The sequence below is a fragment of the Enterobacter cloacae complex sp. SHL018 genome, assembly GCF_049237905.1.
Taxonomy (GTDB): domain Bacteria; phylum Pseudomonadota; class Gammaproteobacteria; order Enterobacterales; family Enterobacteriaceae; genus Enterobacter; species Enterobacter hormaechei_C.
This window is the reverse complement of record NZ_JBMKJE010000001.1, coordinates 1480132-1499871: the sequence shown is the minus strand read 5'-3', so window position 1 is coordinate 1499871 and position 19740 is coordinate 1480132. Positions and strand designations below refer to the sequence as shown.

The 19740-nt window shown below is 55.4% G+C and carries 17 protein-coding genes; 6 read left to right on the top strand and 11 right to left on the bottom strand.

From position 1 onward, the window contains the following. Nucleotides 1-32: 32 nt before the first annotated feature. Together ompC and nifJ are read right to left on the bottom strand one after the other, a co-directional pair. Entirely contained in the window at nt 33-1160 is a 1128-nt protein-coding gene (ompC, locus tag ACOTY5_RS07260; RefSeq protein ID WP_017382260.1) for a porin OmpC, read from the bottom strand. A 386-nt stretch (nt 1161-1546) separates the two neighbouring features. Beyond that, the gene (nifJ, locus tag ACOTY5_RS07255) at nt 1547-5071 is read right to left on the bottom strand and encodes a pyruvate:ferredoxin (flavodoxin) oxidoreductase (RefSeq protein ID WP_032671197.1); all 3525 of its coding nucleotides are present in this window, start codon (nt 5069-5071) and stop codon (nt 1547-1549) included. A gap of 270 nt (nt 5072-5341) precedes the next feature. Between nifJ and ACOTY5_RS07250 the strand changes: the two genes are divergently transcribed. Next, entirely contained in the window at nt 5342-5608 is a 267-nt protein-coding gene (locus ACOTY5_RS07250; RefSeq protein ID WP_003856935.1) for a DUF333 domain-containing protein, read from the top strand. Between the two features lies 1 nt (nt 5609). On the opposite strand, the gene hslJ is transcribed toward ACOTY5_RS07250, so the two are convergent. The 4 genes from hslJ to ACOTY5_RS07230 form a co-directional block, all read right to left on the bottom strand. Beyond that, nucleotides 5610-6047, bottom strand: coding sequence for a heat shock protein HslJ (gene hslJ / locus ACOTY5_RS07245; RefSeq protein WP_015570436.1), 438 nt, complete (start codon nt 6045-6047; stop codon nt 5610-5612). A gap of 123 nt (nt 6048-6170) precedes the next feature. Beyond that, the gene (locus ACOTY5_RS07240) at nt 6171-6299 is read right to left on the bottom strand and encodes a DUF2474 domain-containing protein (protein WP_017382264.1); all 129 of its coding nucleotides are present in this window, start codon (nt 6297-6299) and stop codon (nt 6171-6173) included. Next, nucleotides 6299-7309, bottom strand: a complete 1011-nt coding sequence (gene cydB, locus ACOTY5_RS07235; RefSeq protein WP_017382265.1) for a cytochrome d ubiquinol oxidase subunit II — start codon at nt 7307-7309, stop codon at nt 6299-6301. The genes ACOTY5_RS07240 and cydB overlap by 1 nt, the downstream gene beginning before the upstream one ends. Nucleotides 7310-7314: 5 nt before the next feature. Next, entirely contained in the window at nt 7315-8709 is a 1395-nt protein-coding gene (locus ACOTY5_RS07230; protein WP_015570438.1) for a cytochrome ubiquinol oxidase subunit I, read from the bottom strand. Nucleotides 8710-9102: 393 nt separating this feature from the next. On the opposite strand from ACOTY5_RS07230, the gene ACOTY5_RS07225 reads away from it, so the two are divergent. The 3 genes from ACOTY5_RS07225 (at nt 9103) to patD (ending at nt 12362) form a co-directional block, all read left to right on the top strand. Next, nucleotides 9103-9291 (top strand): hypothetical protein, encoded by a 189-nt coding sequence (locus ACOTY5_RS07225; protein ID WP_017382267.1) that lies wholly within the window; start codon nt 9103-9105, stop codon nt 9289-9291. Nucleotides 9292-9373: 82 nt separating this feature from the next. Next, nucleotides 9374-10798 carry a PLP-dependent aminotransferase family protein gene (locus tag ACOTY5_RS07220; protein WP_023303801.1) on the top strand — a complete coding sequence of 475 codons (1425 nt, stop codon included), beginning with the start codon at nt 9374-9376 and terminating at the stop codon, nt 10796-10798. A gap of 139 nt (nt 10799-10937) precedes the next feature. After that, nucleotides 10938-12362: an aminobutyraldehyde dehydrogenase gene (gene patD, locus ACOTY5_RS07215; RefSeq protein WP_045142583.1), complete on the top strand. Its 1425-nt coding sequence runs from the start codon at nt 10938-10940 to the stop codon at nt 12360-12362. A gap of 35 nt (nt 12363-12397) precedes the next feature. Here patD and ACOTY5_RS07210 read toward each other — a convergent pair whose 3' ends face one another. From ACOTY5_RS07210 to ACOTY5_RS07200, 3 genes are read right to left on the bottom strand one after another with little or no spacing between them, the layout of a single operon-like run. After that, nucleotides 12398-12580 carry a DUF1869 domain-containing protein gene (locus ACOTY5_RS07210; RefSeq protein ID WP_014070439.1) on the bottom strand — a complete coding sequence of 61 codons (183 nt, stop codon included), beginning with the start codon at nt 12578-12580 and terminating at the stop codon, nt 12398-12400. A gap of 3 nt (nt 12581-12583) precedes the next feature. Then, nucleotides 12584-12937 (bottom strand): DUF1971 domain-containing protein, encoded by a 354-nt coding sequence (locus ACOTY5_RS07205; RefSeq protein ID WP_032669807.1) that lies wholly within the window; start codon nt 12935-12937, stop codon nt 12584-12586. A 27-nt stretch (nt 12938-12964) separates the two neighbouring features. Then, nucleotides 12965-13291 (bottom strand): DUF1971 domain-containing protein, encoded by a 327-nt coding sequence (locus tag ACOTY5_RS07200; RefSeq protein WP_023303799.1) that lies wholly within the window; start codon nt 13289-13291, stop codon nt 12965-12967. Nucleotides 13292-13534: 243 nt separating this feature from the next. On the opposite strand from ACOTY5_RS07200, the gene ACOTY5_RS07195 reads away from it, so the two are divergent. After that, the gene (locus ACOTY5_RS07195; RefSeq protein ID WP_003856960.1) at nt 13535-13708 is read left to right on the top strand and encodes a GhoT/OrtT family toxin; all 174 of its coding nucleotides are present in this window, start codon (nt 13535-13537) and stop codon (nt 13706-13708) included. 86 nt (nt 13709-13794) lie between these two features. Then, nucleotides 13795-14553 (top strand): alpha/beta fold hydrolase, encoded by a 759-nt coding sequence (locus ACOTY5_RS07190; RefSeq protein WP_032669809.1) that lies wholly within the window; start codon nt 13795-13797, stop codon nt 14551-14553. Between the two features lie 33 nt (nt 14554-14586). On the opposite strand, the gene ACOTY5_RS07185 is transcribed toward ACOTY5_RS07190, so the two are convergent. Together ACOTY5_RS07185 and ACOTY5_RS07180 are read right to left on the bottom strand one after the other, a co-directional pair. Next, nucleotides 14587-16761 (bottom strand): virulence factor SrfC family protein, encoded by a 2175-nt coding sequence (locus ACOTY5_RS07185; protein WP_045142585.1) that lies wholly within the window; start codon nt 16759-16761, stop codon nt 14587-14589. Then, nucleotides 16758-19739 (bottom strand): virulence factor SrfB, encoded by a 2982-nt coding sequence (locus tag ACOTY5_RS07180; RefSeq protein ID WP_032619621.1) that lies wholly within the window; start codon nt 19737-19739, stop codon nt 16758-16760. Before ACOTY5_RS07180 ends, ACOTY5_RS07185 begins: the two co-directional genes overlap by 4 nt. Nucleotide 19740 lies beyond the last annotated feature (1 nt).

Sequence of the window (19740 nt, the reverse complement as noted above, 5' to 3'; positions counted from 1 at the left end):
ATTAGCCCGCAGATTGCTGCGGGCTAACGGGATTAGAACTGGTAAACCAGACCTAAAGCTACGATGTCATCCGTACCGATGCCATTGTTTTTGTAGAATGAATCATCTTCATCCAGCAGGTTGATTTTATAATCAACATAGGTGGACATGTTTTTGTTGAAATAGTAGGTAGCACCGACGTCAGCGTATTTCACCAGGTCTTTATCGTCCTGGCCATTGCCCAGGTCTTTACCTTTGGACTGTAAATAGGAAATAGCCGGACGCAGACCGAAATCGAACTGATATTGTGCGGTGACTTCGAAGTTCTGGGTTTTGTTTGCCACCGCATCTGCATTGTCGCCGTACGGTGTCATATTGCGGGTTTCGGAATACATTGCCGCCAGATAAATGTTGTTGGCATCGTATTTCAGACCTGCGGTCCATGCATCCGCAGTATCGCCGCCCGCAGTAGTGTAATTTACCTGATCGTTGGTACGGTCAGATGAAGTATATGCCGCACCTGCGCTGAAGCCCATGCCGAAATCGTAGGTTGCGGATATACCGTAACCGTCACCATTTTCATGACGTGTATCACGACCGTTGTTGGTCCCTTCATTGGTAGAGCAGAAATTCTCGTCGCAGTTATTACCTTCATTATTACCCTGATACTGCACCGCGAAGTTCAGACCCTGCACCAGACCAAAGAAGTCGGTGTTACGGTAGGTCGCCACGCCGTTTGCACGACCGGTCATAAAGTTATCGGCATAAGTATAAGAGTCGCCACCAAATTCTGGCAGCATATCGGTCCAGCCTTCAACGTCGTACAGGACGCCATAGTTACGGCCGTAATCGAAGGAGCCGTAATCGCCCACCTTCACACCCGCGAAGGCCAGACGCGTCCAGGACTGATTGTCAGACCCTTCGGTGTTGTTTGCCTGAATGTTGTATTCCCATTGTGCGAAGCCGGTCATCATGTCGTTGATTTGGGTTTCACCTTTGAAGCCCAGTCGCATATAGGTTTGATCGCCATCTTTAGACGCGTCGTCAGAGAAATAATGCAGACCATCTACTTTGCCATACAGATCCAGTTTATTGCCGTCTTTATTATAAATTTCAGCTGCGTGAGCGGCGCCAGCCATTAACAAAGCGGGGATCATCAGTGCCAGTACTTTTCTTTGCATTTTGATTATTCCTTTGCAGTTATTTTTTTATTACTTCGTGAACTTTCCGGGCTGGAAAGCTGTCCCATGCTAAATCACTCTGACGGCGGATGAATAAAATATAATTGTTACGGGTTAAGTAAAATCTAAACTAAATGATGCGGTAGAAATAACGATTGATGCCATGAATGAATTATTATAATCAATACAAAATAAAAATTATTAATTACGTGGGAAACAAGGTAACCTCCACGCCGTTATATGCCTTTAAGATTTTTTCATCCATAATTCACGTGAATATTGTTCAGAACATTGAGGCAATTTTCACCGATCTTCTGGATTCGCCCGGTGCACGTGCATCGGGCTTTTTTTGGCAAAAAAATGCCCGGACAAGCCGGGCATACAGGTTATTCACTGGTCGATTTTTCGGCTTTCCCCGCCAGTTGCGCCAGGAAGTCATAACGCTTCTGAAGATCCGCTGCCGCATCCTTCCATAGCTGCTCTGCCACTTCTGGCTGTTGAGCGTTCAGCCTGCGGAAACGCTGCTCCTGAAGTAAGGTTTCGGCAAGGGCGTCTGACGGAGGACGCGAATCCAGCGCCAGCGGCAATTTCCCTTCATCGGCACGGCGCGGGTCAAAGCGGTACAGTGGCCAGAAGCCGGTTGCGGTGAGCTGACGCATCTGGTCGTGGCTGAGCGCCAGATCGTAGCCATGCTCCTCACAGGGACTGTAGGCGATGATCAGCGACGGGCCTGGATACGCTTCCGCTTCCTGAATGGCTTTCACCGTCTGGTTGAGCTGCGCCCCCAGCGAAATCTGCGCGACGTAGACGTGTCCATACATCATCATGCTGACGCCCAAATCTTTACGCGCCTTGCGCTTGCCGTGCTCACCAAATTTCGTGACCGCCCCCAATGGCGTTGCTTTCGAGGCCTGTCCGCCGGTGTTGGAATAGCACTGAGTATCAAGCACCAGAATATTGACGTTTTCGGTCAGGCTCAGGACATGGTCAAGACCGCCGAAACCAATATCGTAGGCCCACCCGTCGCCGCCGATCAGCCAGATAGATTTTTCAACCAGCGCGTCAGCATCGGTCAGGAGTTGTTCAGCCCCTTCAACACCCTGTAGCGCGTTGCGCAGTTCAGCAACCTGCGCGCGACGAACGTCAGGTGTGGCCTCCGCATGCAGGGCATCATTCAGTGCTGCCGGGATCTTATCGGCAAACTGTGCCAGCAGACGCATTACGCGGGCGCGGTGCTGATCGACCGTCAGACGGAATCCCAGACCAAATTCTGCGTTGTCCTCGAAAAGCGAGTTTGCCCACGCCGGGCCCCGACCGTTCGCGTCGGTGGTGTATGGCGTAGACGGCAGGTTACCCCCATAGATTGACGAGCAGCCCGTCGCGTTGGCAATCAGCATTCGGTCACCGTAAAGCTGAGTGAGCAGTTTGATATACGGTGTTTCGCCGCAGCCGGAGCACGCCCCGGAGTACTCGAAGAGCGGGGTGATGAGCTGCGAGGTACGAATGTCAATGCGTTCCAGCTTGTTGCGATCGATTTCAGGCAGGTCGAGGAAGAAATCATAATTCATTTTCTCTTCTTCAACATGTTCAAGACGCGACATCATATTGATGGCTTTGATTGACGGGTCCTGACGATCTTTCGCCGGGCACACCTCGACGCACAGGTTACAGCCGGTACAGTCTTCCGGCGCCACCTGTAGGACATATTTCTGACCACGCATATCGCGGGATTTTACATCCAGCGAGTGCAAACTTTCCGGTGCGCCATCTAACGCTTCTGGCGACACCACTTTGGCGCGAATGGCGGAGTGCGGGCAGGCCGCCACGCAGTGGTTGCACTGGGTGCACAGCTCTTCTTTCCAGATAGGGATCGCTTCGGCAATGTTGCGTTTTTCCCAGCGGGTCGTACCCATCGGCCAGGTGCCGTCAGGCGGAAGCGCAGAGACGGGAAGGGTGTCGCCCAGTCCGGCAAGCATCGCCGCCGTGACGGTTTTGACGAAATCCGGGGCGGCGTCAGACACCACTGGCGGCCGGTTCGGACTGCTGGCATTGACCGCCTGCAACGGCACCGCGAACAGCGATTCGCGGGCCAGCGCCAGCGCCTGCCAGTTGCGCTCAACCAGTTCCTGACCTTTACTGCTGTAGCTTTTTGCGATCGCCCCCTGAAGCTCCATCAGCGCGCTGTCGCCCGGCAGAATATTGGTCAGGTGGAAGAACGCCATCTGCATAACCGTATTGATGCGCGCCGCCAGGCCGCATTCGCGGGCGATCTTCGCGGCGTTAATGACATACAGGCGCGCCTGTTTCTGGTTAAGCACCGCCTGCACTTCCTGGGGCAGGCGTGCCCAGACCTCGTCGGCGCTGTAAGGGGTGTTGATCAGGAAAATACCGCCGGGCTTCAGGCGCTCGGCCATCTGATATTTATCAATGAACTGGAGCTGGTGACAGCCAACAAAATCCGCCTGAGAAATCAGGTATGCCGAACGGATCGGGTGTTCGCTGACGCGCAGATGGGAGACGGTCAGTCCGCCCGCTTTTTTGGAGTCGTAGACGAAATATCCTTGCGCATACCACGGCGTAGAGTTGCCGATAATTTTGATGTTGTTCTTGGTCGCCGAGACGCTGCCGTCGCTACCCAGACCGTAGAACAGCGCTTCCAGTTTCGCAGTCGAGGGCAGGGTGTTTTCCGGCAAGGGGAGAGAAAGGTTAGTCACGTCATCATAAATGCCGACCGTAAAGCGCGGCTTCGGTTTTGCCTCGCGGAGTTCAGCAAATACCGCCAGGACGCACTCCGGTCCGAACTCTTTGGAAGACAATCCATAACGCCCGCCAATGACGCGCGGCAGCGTTTCGCGCTCACCGCGGTTAAACGCCTCAGCCAGAGCGGTCATCACATCCAGATAAAGTGGCTCAGCCTGTGCGCCAGGCTCTTTGGTGCGGTCCAGTACCGCCACTGCACGCGCGCTATCCGGCAGGGCTGCGAGCAGGTGTTTCGCTGAGAAGGGACGGTAGAGGCGAACTTTGAGCACGCCAACTTTTTCACCACGCGTCAATAGCTCATCAACCACCTCTTCACAGGTGCCGATGGCAGAGCCCATCAGGACGATCACGCGCTCGGCCTGTGGATGACCGTAATATTCAAACGGCTTATATTCGCGGCCCGTCGCAGCGGCAAAATCGTCCATCGCCTGTTCAACGTGCGCATAGACCGCGTTGTACCACGGGTTTGTCGCCTCGCGGGACTGGAAATAGGTATCCGGGTTCGCAGAGGTACCCCGGATCACCGGATGTTCCGGATTGAGGGCGCGTGCGCGATGCGCATCGATGTCAGCCTGCGGCAGCAGATTAAGAATAGTGTCGTCCGGTAGCGGAACGATTTTATTGATCTCGTGGGACGTACGGAAACCATCGAAGAAATGAATAAATGGCACTCGGCTTTTCAGCGTGGCGATATGCGAAATCAGCGCGAAGTCCTGCGCTTCCTGCACGCTGCTGGCGCAGAGCATAGCGCAGCCGGTCTGACGCACGGCCATCACATCTGAGTGGTCGCCAAAAATAGAGAGAGCGTGAGTGGCTACGGTGCGTGCGGCAACGTGCAACACAAACGGCGTTAATTGCCCTGCCAGCTTGTAAAGCGTGGGGATCATCAACAGCAGCCCCTGAGACGACGTGAACGAGGTCGACAGGGCACCGGTCTGCAACGCACCATGCACGGTGGCAATGGCACCGGCTTCGGACTGCATCTCTACAACCCGCGGGACATCGCCCCAGACGTTTTTTATCCCATTACCAGCCCAGGCGTCAGCCTGTTCAGCCATCGTGGAGCTGGGAGTGATGGGGTAGATGGCGATCACTTCGCTGGTACGAAACGCAACAGACGCGACTGCACCATTGCCGTCAATAGTTTGCATAGGACAACACCCTTACATTGCGCAAAAAGAGGGGCCTGAAAAACGACGACAGACCCTGAATATTATCTGTGTATTTTAGCAAAGCTCAGGTTTTACGATTTTCGCTTTTGTGTCCTTGGTATGCGCTGTATCAATGACTCGATGGCTACTCGCGTTAAAAAATTGCGAGAAATTGTTACCAGGGCGCATAAATACGCACATCCGCTCTCGACGATGCGGCGCGTGATGCCTATTATGCATAGGTTTCGCGTTAATTATGGGGAGGAAGGTATGCGTTCAGCATTTTGGGTCGGATGTGCCGCGTTACTGTTGTCGGCATGCAGCAATGAACCTGTACAGCAGGCGACAGCGGCACACGTTACGCCAGGTATGCGGGCGGCGATGTCCAGTTCAGGTCAGGCCAACTGCGCAATGATCGGCGGTTCACTCTCCGTTGCCCGTCAGCTCGATGGCTCCGCCATCGGCATGTGCGCATTGCCAAATGGCAAACGCTGTAGTGAGCAGTCGCTTGCCGTAGGTTCGTGCGGAAGCTACTGAGTTATTCAACTCGCTTAAACATCAATGTTTTATTGGCTGTCGCCAGGGTTAACTGGTCTTCGGTCAGGTCTACCTGTGCCCCTGTGCGTAGCATATCGGCGATGGTCTGATCCAGTTCATTTAGCTGCGGCTCGGTGCAGAGTTTCCGCGTCATTGCCAGCGTTTTGACCGTCAACTCTCCTTCGGACAGTTTCCCCTGGCCGTTGAAGCCGTTGCACATTGTGCCGGAGACGACAATGTTGTTAATCAGGCTGATATTGGGTTGCGCACTGAAGCGAATTTCAGGCTGGGTTTTCCCGCCTTTAACCGCTTTGCCATCCACATTCTCCAGAACGAAACGATGATTCTCTAGCTGTTCGGTCTGAACGGAGGCTTTACCAGGATTAACGCATCCAGCCAGTGCGAGGCTGATTAAACTTACTGCCGCGAGCTTTTTCATTTTTTTTCTCAAACTATCAATACCGTAAATATTTTTTCAGTGTAACCATACCCTCCTGGGTGTTAATGGGGTTTATCTGAAAGTGCGGGAAGGGACCGGGCGGCGGCGCACCCGGTCAGTGAGTTAGTGCGATTTAAATCCGGCTGCGGTCATCAGCATTTTAAAGAGCATACTTACGCAGGCCAGCGCCAGAACGCTGCCGCCCCAGATGATGGCAAGCCACATCAAACGTTTCCATACAGGTTGTTGCATCAGTGATAACCCTCCCCATGCTGTACTTTTCCGCGAAAAACGTAATAACTCCAGAAGGTGTAGACCAGAATCACGGGAATGATCAACAGTGCACCCACTAACATAAAGCCCTGGCTTTGGGCTGGCGCAGCGGCCTGCCAGAGGGTAATGTCCGGCGGGATGATATGCGGCCAGATGCTGATCCCAAGCCCGCTAAACCCAAGAAAAACCAGCCCTAACGTCATGATAAACGGCAGAGTATGGCTCGCAGGATCGTTCAGGCAGTGCCACTGGCACAGACTCAGGATCGCAACCAGCGCAGGAACGGGCAGCAGATAAAACAGATTCGGCAGCGTAAACCAGCGCGCAGCAATAGCTGGTTGGGCGAGAGGGGTCCAGATACTGATTACTGCAATGAATACCAGAAGCAGGAGCAGAAGCACTTTCGATACCTGACGCATCCGCTGTTGCAGGGCATTTTCGCTTTTCATTACCAGCCACGTTGAACCTAACAGCGCGTAAGCCACCACAAGACCCGCACCGCAGAAAAAATTGAACGCGGTAAACCAGTCAAACGGACCACCGCTGTAAGCGCGACCAGTGACGCTGAACCCATGGATGACCGCGCCGACGGTGATGCCCTGGCTAAAGGTCGCCACAATTGATCCGCCAATAAAGGCCTTATCCCAGAACGGGCGGTGCGCCGGAGTGGCCTTGAAGCGAAATTCGAAGGCGACGCCACGAAATATAAGCCCGATCAGCATTATTGTCAGTGGAATGGTTAGCGCGTCGATGATAACCGCATAGGCGAGAGGAAAGGCGCCAAACAGGGCCGCACCGCCAAGCACCAGCCAGGTTTCGTTGCCATCCCAGACGGGAGCCACGCTATTGACCATCACGTCGCGGTCGTCCGCATTCGGCGTTGCCGGAAACAGGATCCCTATCCCCAGATCAAAACCGTCCATCACGATATACATCAACGTGGCGAAAACGATAATCACGAACCAGATAATGGAAAGATCGATACCCATTACGGTTACTCCTTAAATTCAGTGGTGACGGCAGAAAGCGGACGAGCAGGGCGGCCATCGGATTCAGTCGCGAAGGATTCATGGGGCTGCGGCCCTTTTTTAATCAGACGCACCATATAGCTGTAACCCACGCCGAATACCGCGGTATAAACCACGAAGAAGGCCAGCAAACTGACGCTCATGTGCAGATCGCCATGCGCGGAAACCGCATCCTTTGTACGCTGTAGACCATAGACGACCCAGGGCTGGCGGCCGACCTCCGTTGTTACCCATCCGGCGAGGATCGCGATCAGCCCGGACGGCCCCATCAGCAGGGCAAACCACAGGAAGGAACGTGAGGTATAAAGGCGCTGTTTATAACGCAGCCAGATTGCCGTCACGCCCAGGAGCAGCATCAACATTCCCAGGCCGGCCATGATGCGGAAAGACCAGAAGACAATGGTGGCGTTCGGGCGATCTTCTTTTGGGAACTCCTTCAATGCCGGAACCTGTTTATCGAGACTGTGGGTCAGGATCAGGCTGCCGAGAGCGGGAATTTCCAGGCCAAAACGGGTCCGTTCCTGCTCCATATCCGGCCAGCCAAACAGCAGCAGTGGAGTAGGCTCACCCGGCGGATTCTCCCAGTGGCCTTCAATGGCGGCTATTTTCGCTGGCTGGTGTTTTAAGGTATTAAGCCCGTGCATATCCCCCACCAGCGCCTGGACGGGGGCCACGATCAACGTCATCCACAACGCCATGGAGAACATGGTGCGAATAGCGGGCGTATTGTTTCCGCGCAGCAAATGCCAGGCCGCGGAGGCACCGACAAACAGCGCGCTGCTGAGAAATGCCGCTATCGACATGTGCAGAAGGCGGTAAGGGAAGGAGGGGTTAAACACCACGGCAAACCAGTCCACCGGAACGACCTGACCGTTGATGATTTCATACCCTTGCGGTGTCTGCATCCAGCTGTTTGACGAGAGGATCCAGAACGTAGACATGAGGGTCCCCAGTGCGACCATGCAGGTCGAAAAGAAGTGCAGCCCCGGCCCGACCTTATTCCAGCCAAACAACATTACTCCGAGAAATCCCGCCTCAAGGAAGAACGCGGTAAGCACTTCATAGGTCAGCAGGGGGCCGGTAATACTGCCCGCGAACTGGGAAAACCCACTCCAGTTAGTGCCAAACTGATAAGCCATCACCAGGCCAGAGACCACGCCCATCCCAAAGTTGACGGCGAAGATCTTCGACCAGAAATGGTACAGCGAGCGCCAGACGGGATTTTTTGTTTTCAGCCACAGCCCTTCCAGCACGGCGAGATAGCTCGCCAGGCCAATGGTTATCGCCGGAAAAATAATATGAAAGGATACGGTAAAGGCGAACTGTATTCGCGCAAGATGAAACGCATCTAAACCAAACATGCACTGCCTCAATGTTAAACGGTGTACTGTTATGATAGAGAGGCGGCAAGTGAGATATCAGAAGCAGAAATCGATAATTTATCTATAACAGTTGTGGGAAAAGCTGAACTTTATCTGGCTGATATAGGTAACAAGGAAGAATAAAAAATTTCTTTTTATGATTTTTACGCATTAAACAGCTTGCTTTGTCGCCAGCAACATGCGTTAATGGATTTCTGGTTTTGAATCCAAATAAATATCTGACGTAGTTTTATAAAGCAGTTCTCATCACGTTGTGCCTCTCCGCAGCCTCTCTTGGGTCTTTATCTACATTCCGATTAGTTTTGTATCGAACCTTTTATTGCCTGATCGGCTCATGAGTAATTTACGTTTTTACGTTTACAGGAGAATCCTATGACTTCTTATATCCATTTCCGCTGCCCATGCTGTCATGGCTCGCAGTACCGCACCTCAGCTTTTGATGTGTCTGACAAAAATCCGTTCGGCGCGAAATGCATTTTCTGCAAATCGTCGATGATCACGCTCGACCACCTGGCCGCAGCGCGTTCTGTTCAGAATCACATTACAGAGTACCGCAAGTAATCTGCCGCGTTTCCTATAACAGTTAGCAAAATCTTCTCTTTTTCTCCTGCTGATATACACTGTCAGCAATAAGGAGAATCTGATGAAAAAATACCAGCGTCTGGCGCAACAAATTATCTCGCAGATTGAGCTTGGCGTATGGTTGCCGGGCGATAAGCTGCCTTCTCTGCGAGAGCAGGTGGCAAGCAGCGGCATGAGTTTTATGACCGTGGGCCACGCGTATCAGATGCTGGAAAGTCAGGGGCGCATTGTTGCCAGACCGCAGTCAGGCTATTACGTTGCCGCCCGCCCGACCACACACCAGCCTGCACCGCCCGCGCAGGTGATGCGCGATGAAGTGGTCGACATCAACACCTATATTTTCGACGTGCTACAGGCCAGCCGCGACCCCTCCGTTGTCCCTTTTGCCTCGGCGTTTCCCGATCCGCGCCTTTTCCCGCTTCAGCAACTCAACCGATCGCTGGCTAACGTCAGCAAAACGGCTACCGCCATGAGCGTGATTGAAAACCTGCCGCCGGGTAACGTCGACTTACGTCATGCCATTGCCCGTCGCTACGCTCAGCAGGGAATGAATATCTCCCCGGATGAAATTGTGATCACCGCGGGCGCGCTTGAGGCGCTCAACCTCAGTTTGCAGGCTGTGACTGAACCAGGGGACTGGGTTATCGTTGAAAACCCCTGTTTTTATGGCGCACTCCAGGCGCTTGAACGTCTGAAACTGAAAGCGCTGTCGGTTGCCACTGACGTGCGTGAGGGCATCGATCTCAGTGCCCTTGAGCAGGCGTTAAATGATTATCCGGTGAAAGCCTGCTGGCTGATGACCAACAGTCAGAACCCGCTCGGCTTCACGCTGAGTGCAGAGAAGAAAGCTCAGCTGGTGGCCTTACTCACCCGGCATAACGTCACGCTGATTGAAGACGATGTTTACAGCGAACTCTACTTTGGCCGCGAAAAGCCGCTTCCGGCAAAGGCCTGGGATAAGCAGGATATGACGTTGCACTGCTCCTCATTCTCCAAGTGTCTGGTGGCCGGTTTCCGTATTGGCTGGGTGGCGGCGGGAAAACATGCGCGCCGTATTCAGCAGTTGCAGCTGATGAGTACGTTGTCCACCAGCTCTCCCATGCAGCTGGCGCTGGTGGATTACCTGGCGACCAAACGTTACGACGCCCACCTTCGCCGTCTGCGACGCACGCTTGCTGAACGCAAACAGCAGGCCTGGCAATCGCTTTTGCGTCATATGCCTGCCGGCGTCAAAATCCATCATAACGACAGCGGCTATTTTTTATGGCTGGAACTGCCTGAACAGCTGGATGCGGGGCGGTTGAGTGAGAAGGCGTTAACCCATCAAATTAGCATTGCGCCCGGCAAGATGTTTTCCACCTCCAATATCTGGACACCGTTTTTCCGTTTCAATACCTCATGGGGCTGGGGCGAGCGGGAAGAGCAGGCGGTCATCCAGCTGGCGGGGTTAATCCGCGAAATGATGCTGCACCCAGTCACACCTTGATGAAAATTCCTGAAGCGACATAACGCGCAGTCTACCTTTAGTAAGGGAGCGCGGATTGGTAACGTGACGTTGTCACGTACCGACCCGCCAGAACGTGTGCTGACAGCGAAAACAATGTCGATTTCAACAGGACGATGCTATGCAAAATCAATTGCTGATTAATGGTGAACTGGTGACCGGCGAAGGTGAGAAGCAGGCGGTTTATAATCCTGCCACGGGTGAAGTGCTGCTGGAGATGGCTGAAGCGTCGGCAGCACAGGTGGACGCTGCCGTCCAGGCTGCCGATCGCGCGTTCACAGAGTGGGGACAAACGACGCCGAAAACGCGCGCCGAATGTCTGTTGAAACTGGCTGATGTGATAGAAGCCAACGCTGACGCGTTCGCAAAACTGGAGTCCCTTAACTGCGGGAAACCGCTGCACTGCGTCCAGGGGGATGAGATCCCGGCCGTGGTCGATGTGTTTCGCTTCTTTGCCGGGGCCGCCCGCTGCCTGAACGGGCTGGCTGCCGGAGAATACCTCGAAGGACATACCTCGATGATCCGCCGCGACCCGGTTGGCGTTGTCGCCTCTATTGCCCCCTGGAACTATCCTCTGATGATGGCGGCGTGGAAGCTGGCGCCCGCGCTGGCGGCGGGAAACTGTGTCGTCATCAAGCCGTCTGAAATCACCCCGTTGACGGCGCTGAAGCTGGCGGAACTGGCGAAAGATATTTTCCCGCCAGGCGTGCTGAACGTGCTGTTTGGTCGCGGCAAAACCGTAGGAGATCCGCTGACCGGCCACGAAAAAGTCCGTATGGTTTCTCTCACTGGCTCTATTGCCACCGGAGAACATATTATCGGGCATACCGCATCTTCAGTGAAACGTACCCATATGGAATTGGGCGGAAAAGCCCCGGTCATTGTCTTTGACGATGCAGATTTGGATGCCGTGGTTGAAGGCGTGCGTACGTTTGGTTTCTACAATGCCGGTCAGGATTGTACCGCAGCCTGTCGTATCTATGCCCAGAAGGGGATTTACCCCGCGCTGGTCGAAAAGCTGGGCGCAGCCGTTGCCAGTCTGAAAATGGGCGCGCCGGACGATGCGTCAACCGAGCTGGGCCCGCTCAGCTCCGCAGCGCATCTTTCCCGCGTTTGTGCTGCCGTGGATGAAGCCAAAACCCTTGGACATATCCGCGTCGTCACCGGTGGCAGTAAAAGTGAGGGGGCAGGATATTACTTCCAGCCAACGCTGCTGGCCGGGGCGAAGCAGGAAGATGCGATCGTCCAGCGAGAAGTGTTTGGCCCGGTGGTCAGCGTGACAGAATTTGAGGATGAAGCGCAGGTGCTGAACTGGGCCAACGATTCGCAATACGGCCTGGCCTCGTCCGTCTGGACAAAAGACGTCGGACGCGCCCATCGCCTCAGCGCACGGTTGCAGTATGGCTGCACCTGGGTCAATACCCATTTTATGCTGGTGAGCGAAATGCCGCACGGCGGGATGAAGTTATCCGGTTATGGCAAAGATATGTCGGTCTACGGACTTGAGGATTACACGGTAGTCCGGCATGTGATGATCAGACACTAAACCCTCATGCCCGGCGCAGTGCCGGGCGATTCAGCTTACCAGCCACAGACCTCGTGTTCATTTTCCGTATCGTAGGCGCGAACGGTGTTCACCAGATCCTTCACGACATCTGCCGCGACGTCCGGGATCAACAGCTCCATTGGCGCTTGTGTTTCATAATCCACAGACACGCCGTTGCTGTTGTTGGTGACGGTCACGGTATAGGTAGCCTTACCCATTATTTACTCCTTATGCGTGTTGACCACTTTACCGATGCCCGCACCGCTGAGCGTGACGGCAGGATCCGCGAAAAAGTCGATATTAAAATACGTGTCCTCGGTCAGTAGCTCAATGCGGTGCCATTTTTGGGGTGGGGAGATGCCAAAAGAACCGGCCTCAATGACCACTTCCAGATCGGGTTCGGTGGCGTCGCCATCGGCAAAGCCAAAGTAACGCACCGCACCCTGCATGACGGACAACCGACCGTACACGCCGGCTTTGGTGTTGTGATGGGTAAAAAGCGCTTTTGGGGCGGTCTCTTTATTCCAGAACGGCGTCGAGCGGGTATGAACAAAGTTTTCAGGAATACGTAACATCATAGTTTCCTTCATGTTGGCGGGCGCTTAAAGGGACTTAAGCACCTCAGGTTCAACAAAGAATTCAATATTGAACAGGGTGTCGTCGGTCATCACCTCAATGTGGTGCCATCTCTCTGGCGGGAAAACGCCGAAACGACCCGCTTCAATGACGAGCTCGCTGTCAGGCTCAGAGGTAAATTCATCAGCATAGCCCAGATAACGCACTGCGCCACGCATCACCGAAAGGCGAGGGTAAACGCCCGGACGCGTGCCCGTATCAAGGTGACGTTTAAAAATGCCGGCGGGGGCCGTTTCTTTGTTCCAGAAAGGCGTGGAACGGGTGTGAATGCAACTCTGCGGAATGCGTAGCATGCTTCCTCCCTTAAAAGCCTGCTGGTATTAAACTGCTTTCTGAGGGGATGGATTTGACAAAAAGTGCATTTAATATGCATCTTATCAATAATAACCGTTTTTCTTTACCCGGCGTTGTTACACAAGGTACTCAGTTGTTATTATCCCTAGTATTTAAGTGGTTATGATGTAACGAAAAAACTTGATCTGTGTCAACATATGACGCATATTGCGTGCGGTTATTTTTCGGCTCAGGTAAACAGAATGACGTTGTATCAAAAGATGTTGGTGTTCTACGCAATCATGGCCTCCATCTGCGCATTAATCACCTGGTTCCTGTCTAAAGATCGTAAACGTATTCGCCTGTTGAGCGCATTCCTGGTGGGTTCCACCTGGCCGATGAGCTTTCCTGTTGCCCTGTTGATCTCTCTTTTCTGAAGCACGCTTCCAGAATCGGCATCCAGCCATAGCATTCCATACATTGAGGCTGTATAAATATACAGTCCGTCATACATGGAGTGCTTATGAACAGTTTCTATTCGCAGCAAGCAGGCTGCACTGTGCGCTGGCAGGATCTTCCCGGTGTCGGTGACCCGATTGTGTTTATCCACGGGTTGGGCTGTGCATCGTCGTATGAATATCCTCGTATTGTCTGTGATACCCGTTTCGGGGGGCGCAGAGCCATTCTGATCGATCTTCCCGGTAGCGGTTACAGTGACAAACCTGACAACTACCGTTATCGCACGAGCGAACAGGCGCAGGTGGTGGTTGAACTGTTAAACCATCTCGGCCTGGATAGTCTCTGGCTCTATGGTCATAGCATGGGGGGGAGTATCGCGATCGAAACGGCAGCACTGTTAACGTCGCGCGTTAAGGGCCTGATAGTATCTGAACCCAATTTTCATGCGGGTGGCGGGATGTTCAGCCGAGCAATTGCGGCCCAAACGGAACAACATTTTCTGGCTCAGGGCTATGATGACATGCTGCGGGCGGAAACGTCGCCGTGGGCTGGAAGCCTTCAAAGCAATGCCCCCTGGGCCGTCTGGCGCGGCGCAACAAGCCTGGTCGAGGGCGTTAAACCTGACTGGGAACACCTGTTCTTGTCATTGAGCTGCCCGGTAATGTTAGTTTTTGGTGAGCGATCCCTGCCTGATGACGATTTTAATCGCCTGCAACAAAACGGTGTTGCTGTAAAAATTATCCCTGATGCGGGCCATTCAATGTCCTGGGAAAACCCGTCAGCGTTGGCTCAGGCTTTATCTGGCTTCATAAACGGCTCATGAAGGGGTAGCCCGCATTGCTGCGGGCTGCAATGATTAAGACAGCAGGGCAGACAAGGCTTTCCGCGCAGCAGGCTGAACGTCATACGGGCACTGATAATCCACGTTCTCAATCGCGCGGGTGTAGAGCGCAACCAGCCAGTCATAAACATAGGCTGTCGCCGCATGGACAGGCTGCTCGCCAAGTCGGGTAAGACGGGGAGAAGCGCTGCTCACAACTGGCGTCACAAAAATTGGCTGACCTTTGCGGATCCGGCTTGCAGGCCGTTCAGAAACGGGCGTCATTTCATAGCCAAGCCAGCTAATGAAATTGCCTGTCGCGGCATGCAGCTGCGCGGCACTGCTTTTATCTTTTTCTGCAATGCGTTGCAGTTGCAGCGGCAGATCCAGCCGGTAGCTGGTAACGATCAGCACATCCGCAATCTGCTGTAATACCTCTGCGTCCAGGCCCAGACGGGCAGCCGCCGCGTCGTTGCGACTCCACTGACGAAGATGGTTAACCCACACGTTATGGGCCAGCCGCGCCTTGTCTTTGGTCTGCAACGCGCCTGGATTTTCCTGCGTCTCTTCCGCAAACAGATCGATAACATCGTTAAACAGGCCGTTGACCTGTTCCTCACGAGGCTGGTGAACGGTCAGCAGCGTCTCAAACGCGTTTAACGGCGGCAGAAGCCCCTCAAGCAGTTCACCATGACGAGCGGCACTGCCTTGCAGCGTTCGGACCATTTTTTCGGCCTGTGCCCGCCCTGCGCCTGGCTCCTGAGTGAGAGGCGCGACATATGGGCGCATCAGCGTCGACAGCGACTCTTGTAACAGCCTTTTCAGCGCGCGGAGACGCTTCTGGCGCTGTGCCGGCAGGGTAGCCTGCGACAGCCACTCAATCACCCGCTGCATGCTGTGGGTATCGAGCGCCTGGAGCGTGCCCCAGCGCAGACCCGGCTGGCCCAGCAATTGCTGCACCGCTTCGTCCAGATTCTGCTTTGTGGTAAACCGCGCATCATGAGGGGTAATGGCCCAGACCAGCCCCGGCAACGCGGATTCTTCAACCGGCTGCGTCTCTTTGACCCAGTTTTGCAGGAGCCTTGCCGTTTTCGCGGTCTGCTGGTGGTGCGCCGTCGCATTGCAGATAACCAGGACATCCGGCTGAATGTGCTGACGATAATGCTCCAGCAACCACAGGCATTTTGCCTGCATCATCAGCGGCGTGTTTTCCTCAGAAATGGCAGGGATATCAATGACGTCAACGTTATCCAGCACGCAGTTCTCAACGGGCAGCACCACTTCGCGGGTCAGAGATGCCAGTACATCGACGGGCAGGCTAATGGCGTTAAGCAGCTCGCCGTTTTTTACCGGATGAAGCAGTGTTTCCTGTGCTTCCGGCAGGGTAAACGCCCCGTGCGTAAGGAAGCCTTCGCAGGGCAGACCAAAGCTGTCCACCAGCAGACTCAACGGCGCCGCAAGCGCGCTGGCATGGCTGGTTTGATGCAGCACCTGGGCGAATTTAAGCCACTGCTGGGTTAACTCCTGCTGCTCACCCCACAGCAGAGACCAGACGCTGGCGCGGGTGCTGAGATCAAGTGACGGAACCAGCAGGGCAAACTGGTGCCACAGGGCATCATCAATATGCTGCTTAGCGCCGGGTACTACGCTTTGCCAGAACCGGGCAATGGTCGCGACTTCCCGTGCCGTCATTCCCGGCACGCTCTGCGGTTGACGCAGTGCCCGCCACTTCTCAAGCCGGGCTTCAATCACCAATTTATCCACCGCGCGGATCTGCGGATCCAGCGTGGTGCGCGCGATGAACAGCTGCACCAGCTCGGCCTCCGTTACCAGGCGCAGGCGTAAGGGAAACGCGTCGTCTGCGACCTCGCGGGACGCTCTGCTGAAACGCACGGCCATGTTGGTCGGTGCATGCCCGGGGTTAATATGCGAGAAGTAATCAAACGTGCGTTGACCCGGCGTAACGTTCAGCCGTTCGTCCCCGCTGCCGCAAAGAGCAGCCAGCAGGTGCGCTTTCGCGGCCTGCGAGTGGCCATATAAGCCGATACTGCCCTGGCTGACAAGGGCGCGATCGAGCGCCTCTTCACGCGCACTTACTGCGTTAAGGCGGGCAAGCAGGGCGTCGGCTTCGTTATCCAGCATCGGGGCGTGCTGTCGCGTCTCGTTGATCCACCCGATTAAGGCCTGAGTGGTGGCAGTCGTCGCAGTCATTTGAGGTATACGCTCCCGCTGTCGATCCAGTAGTGGCTGCCGCTGTGTCGGCGATCGGCCAGAGTATTCAGTTTAAAGGTCAGGGCATCCGGCGGCACTGGCGTGCCGTCCTGTAGCCAGGCATCACTCAGCTCGAAAGATTCCGGGCCTTCCTGCTTAGTGCCGCCACGCAGCTTCAGGCGCACGTTCAGTACGCCGTCGCCCGCAATGGCTTTCGCCAGCTCGGCTGAGTTGATGCTCAGGGTATAGAGCGGCGTAGCGGGCCAGCGGGCATTGGCCAACTGCCGGAAGCCGAGCGTAACGTTGCCGCGCAGCGGGAAGTGCAGACGGGCGTCCAGTTTCGCGCCGGGTTTATCGAGGTCGATATCGTGATACCAGACGTTCTCGTCCCGCAGGGTATTGATCGTGTTATCCAGCACGCCCAGATAGCGCACCGTAGAATACGCGCCGATATCCGCTGCTTTAAAGTTAAAGCGCGGCAGACGAAGATCCAGCGCCAGGCTACAGAGCATCGCTCCCACCGCAGCGGTGGATTTCGGGTTGCCGATCCGTCCCTGCTGGCTGAACGGATACCATTCATGAACCTGGTATTTATCCAGCCAGACGATGCGGTTGACGGGCACCGGTTGCAGGTGGCGAATCAAGGCCTGAACGCCCGGCAGACAGCCCGGCCGTCCCGTGATAAGCAGGATATCGCAGCTGTAATGAGAGATCGCCTCACATACCGCATGAAGCGGGGCGGCAAGCGTGAACTGACCCGCCAGCATGGCGTCCCGCATCTCCCGGAAGCTGACGTGCAGCGGTACGCTGAACAGATCAAAGTGTTCTGAGCCGGCAGGCAACGCATGGTCGATCGCCTGCTGGAGATAATTCATCACGTTGCGCGTCGGTTTTTGCGCAAGCAGATCGCCAAAGGTGGCATGCAGCCCGGCCAGCGGATCGTCAACATCGCTCGATTCCCACGCCGCCAGGATCGCGTGACCGATCGGCATAAAGAGCTGAAGCGCCGTCTGCTGGCGCAGGACCGCCTGGGTATCGATCCGCCCGGAGTCACCGAACAGGGATGCCATCAGCTGGGAGGCATCGGCTATGCCGGATTTCTGAAGCTGGGTTTGCAGGGCGGGCAGAACGTAGCGCTGGATCACGTCCAGCAGCGTATCATCGCCAGCGACCTTGAACCCTTCGCGGAACAGCAGCTGCGGGGTGATTTTGACGTTATTCCCGGAACCATCATCTAACTGATAGTGCGTGATGGCCATATCCGTCGTGCCGCCGCCGATATCAATAGAGGCCACGCGCAGCGCACGCCCCGGCTGGACGCCAGGCTCAGGCGCGCGATCCGGACGGGCGAGGGAGGCGAAAAAGGCCTCGGTCTGGCCACCAAAATGGGAAATGGCTTCGTTATACAGCCACACCAGCTGGCCGCAGCTGGCCTCGTCCCACTCCATCTGGATCTCAGGGACCGGCACCACGCTTTTTTCCTGCTGCTTGCGGCTGGCAAAATCTTCATCCTGCGGGTGCCAGCCCATCGCTTTCCAGACGATGGCGATGGCTTCGAACATGCGGCGACGGAAAATCTCGCGCTCCTGTTTCGGCATTGCCGAAGGCAGGGTGAGGATCAGCGTCCGCAGCTGGCGGGGAGAGGCCGGGAAGCCGAGCCGCAGGCGGGTGGCCACGCTGTTAATCTGGCCAAGCGCCTGAGCCAGCAGCTCGCAGAGCATGTGCGTCATCAGGGTGCTGCGGCTGTACTGCGGAGAGAACACCGGCAGGCGCTCATCCTGCGGCAGCGTAAAGAGCGGTTCCCCGTCGTCGTTCATCAGGTTCATCAGCGGAAACGCAGTTGCCAGCGGTTCGCGCTGGGTTTTGCTGTTCATCTGGCTAAAGCGCCAGTCCTGCACCACCGGCGTCTCGTCCCACAGATAGCGACGCGGGCTGGAGATGCCGCTGTTGCCTTCCGTGCCCAGACGCTGCATCGCCAGCTTACGCGCTTCATCACCCACGCGGACAATCGACGGCCAGACGAACGCATCCTCCCGGCCGCTTTCCACGGAGAAGTGCTGTTTGCCAAAACGCGCTTCAGAAAACTCAAGTCGGCTGGTAAACAGCGGCTCATTCAGGAACTGCGGCTCACTCAGAGATCGTACCTGAAGTTCAGCCGTCTGGCGCAGGCCGTCGTTGGCATCACCATGATCTTCAATAATCACGCCGCAGGTATGGGTGTTGCCTACGTCAAGGATCAAATCGACAGGAATAGCAGGGGTGCTCAGGGTATGGGTGACAAACTTCACTTCCGGCACGGTGAGTTGTTCACCGAGCATGGAGAGCAGGTTGAGCCAGTGCGCCTGATATTCAAAGCTGCGCATGGCCTGATGCAGCTCGCGCTCGGAGCGTTTTTCAACCCCGTCGGCAAACTGCGTGAAGGCTTCGCGCAGCCAGCCGTCAATCCAGGTCTGGTCGAGGAAACTCTCAACCTCACTGTCGCGCCAGGCGAGCGCGAAACGCGTGCCGTTCAGGATATCGTTTTCAACCGGCGACAGGGCAGACGTCGCATGCTCTGCAATCTGGCTGTCGAGCGCGACGGTGACCCGGTGCGTATTGCCAGCTGCGTCGGGCGTGGAAAGCTTTCGTACCTGGACGCGCGCCCAGTTATCCGGGCCTTCAACAAACGTCCGCGGCGGGTTAAAGCGCAGGAAAGGGATCGGCAGCCAGACGCCGTCCAGCACGGTCAGGGAGTCATGCAGTGGAATGGTGCTTTCAGGCTTGACCACTTCCGGCTGCCCGCCATCGGTGGCAGGGAGCGTGTACCGGCCGTTAACCAGGTCAAAATCCAGACGCAGCAGCGGGCCATTTGCTGTTTTACGCACGAAACGCCCGTTGCTGGCGGTGTCCTGCGGAGTCAGGCCAAAATCGAGAAACTGCACGCCGCTGTTAGCAATCAGCGTCACGCTCTGTTTATAGTCGCAAAGATTAACCAGCATA

Bases quoted from the DNA above. Each gene is read 5' to 3' on its own strand.
- ompC (WP_017382260.1), bottom strand. From the start codon at position 1,160: ATGCAAAGAAAAGTACTGGCACTGATGATCCCCGCTTTGTTAATGGCT.
- nifJ (WP_032671197.1), bottom strand. From the start codon at position 5,071: ATGCAAACTATTGACGGCAATGGTGCAGTCGCGTCTGTTGCGTTTCGT.
- ACOTY5_RS07250 (WP_003856935.1), top strand. From the start codon at position 5,342: ATGCGTTCAGCATTTTGGGTCGGATGTGCCGCGTTACTGTTGTCGGCA.
- hslJ (WP_015570436.1), bottom strand. From the start codon at position 6,047: ATGAAAAAGCTCGCGGCAGTAAGTTTAATCAGCCTCGCACTGGCTGGA.
- ACOTY5_RS07240 (WP_017382264.1), bottom strand. From the start codon at position 6,299: ATGCAACAACCTGTATGGAAACGTTTGATGTGGCTTGCCATCATCTGG.
- cydB (WP_017382265.1), bottom strand. From the start codon at position 7,309: ATGGGTATCGATCTTTCCATTATCTGGTTCGTGATTATCGTTTTCGCC.
- ACOTY5_RS07230 (WP_015570438.1), bottom strand. From the start codon at position 8,709: ATGTTTGGTTTAGATGCGTTTCATCTTGCGCGAATACAGTTCGCCTTT.
- ACOTY5_RS07225 (WP_017382267.1), top strand. From the start codon at position 9,103: ATGACTTCTTATATCCATTTCCGCTGCCCATGCTGTCATGGCTCGCAG.
- ACOTY5_RS07220 (WP_023303801.1), top strand. From the start codon at position 9,374: ATGAAAAAATACCAGCGTCTGGCGCAACAAATTATCTCGCAGATTGAG.
- patD (WP_045142583.1), top strand. From the start codon at position 10,938: ATGCAAAATCAATTGCTGATTAATGGTGAACTGGTGACCGGCGAAGGT.
- ACOTY5_RS07210 (WP_014070439.1), bottom strand. From the start codon at position 12,580: ATGGGTAAGGCTACCTATACCGTGACCGTCACCAACAACAGCAACGGC.
- ACOTY5_RS07205 (WP_032669807.1), bottom strand. From the start codon at position 12,937: ATGTTACGTATTCCTGAAAACTTTGTTCATACCCGCTCGACGCCGTTC.
- ACOTY5_RS07200 (WP_023303799.1), bottom strand. From the start codon at position 13,291: ATGCTACGCATTCCGCAGAGTTGCATTCACACCCGTTCCACGCCTTTC.
- ACOTY5_RS07195 (WP_003856960.1), top strand. From the start codon at position 13,535: ATGACGTTGTATCAAAAGATGTTGGTGTTCTACGCAATCATGGCCTCC.
- ACOTY5_RS07190 (WP_032669809.1), top strand. From the start codon at position 13,795: ATGAACAGTTTCTATTCGCAGCAAGCAGGCTGCACTGTGCGCTGGCAG.
- ACOTY5_RS07185 (WP_045142585.1), bottom strand. From the start codon at position 16,761: ATGACTGCGACGACTGCCACCACTCAGGCCTTAATCGGGTGGATCAAC.
- ACOTY5_RS07180 (WP_032619621.1), bottom strand. From the start codon at position 19,739: ATGCTGGTTAATCTTTGCGACTATAAACAGAGCGTGACGCTGATTGCT.